General features: G+C 69.5%; 1 pseudogene. It reads right to left on the reverse strand.

Annotation, left to right across the window (positions count from 1 at the left end):
- Positions 1 to 927: pseudogene (locus tag AQJ91_RS53870) on the reverse strand (hypothetical protein); the annotation flags it as partial.
- Between the last annotated feature and the right edge of the window lie 232 nt (positions 928 to 1159).

The raw sequence follows: 1159 nt of genomic DNA on the forward strand, positions 1-1159 counted from the left end.
GCCGGTACCACCGGTGAACGGCTCAAGCGACGGCGACGCCGTCGGGAAGGCCGAACCATCACCCAGCCCGGAACCGGCACCCAGTTCGGACAAGTCGCCGACACCAGGCGCGCCCCCGAGACCGGGCATGCCCCCAAGGCCCGACGCGTCTCCGAGGCCAGGAAGATCCGCCAGAGACACCGGCTCACCACCCAGACCGGAGTTCGGCAGATCCAGTCCCAGGCCCAGACCACCAGGAGCCCCCAGACCAGGCACGGTGCCACCGTCAACTTCCGAGTCACCCACCCACGGCTCAACAGACGAGTCCAGCAGCCCCGAGGCATCCGAAGGCTCACCGCCACCACCGGCACCACCACCCGCACCACCAGCACCCATCCCCGGCATGAACGGCATGCCAGAAGCAGCTCCGCCGGAGTCGTCCCTGACATCCGTACCGCCGTCGAAGGGCGCTATGTCGGGCAGATCCGTTGCGAGAGACACCGGCGACGAGGGAAGGCCGGACTCGGTGGACGTGCTGCCGGGGAATGCGGTGACGTCGTCAGGCAGGTCGACGGTGTTCATCCCGTCTGCGTTCATCCCGTCCCCGCCAAGACCGCCAAGACCGCCAAGACCGGATGTGCCGGCACCGTCGACCTCCGTGTCACCGGTCCACGGTTCAAGACTCCTGTCCAGCAGATCGGAGGCGTCCGTGGGCTCGCCCGAGCCACCCGCACCGCCACCGATACCCGGCGCCATCGGGCCGACCGGGACACCGGCCCCGAATCCAGAAGCGCCACCGCCGACATCCGTACTGCCGTTGAAGGGCGCGAGATCGGGCGATGCCAATGGCGTCGACGCGAGAGACACCGGCGACGAGGGAAGGCCGGACTCGGTGGACGTGCTGCCGGGGAATGCGGTGACGTCGTCAGGCAGGTCGACGGTGTTCATCCCGTCTGCGTTCATCCCGTCCCCGCCAAGACCGCCCACACCGCCAAGACCGGAAGTGTCGCCACCGCCGACCCCCGTGTCACCGGGGAAGCCGGCGAGGCTGGGGCCGTCACCGACGGTGCCTGACCCACCTACGCCGGTATCTCCGCCGAAGCCGTCCGGAGTAGTCGGGTTGAGAATGTCGTCCAGAAGGCCGGCGTCGGGCGCCGACGTCCCCGAGCCGAGGTCCCCC

Source organism: Streptomyces dysideae (assembly GCF_001514305.1).
Lineage (GTDB): Bacteria > Actinomycetota > Actinomycetes > Streptomycetales > Streptomycetaceae > Streptomyces > Streptomyces dysideae.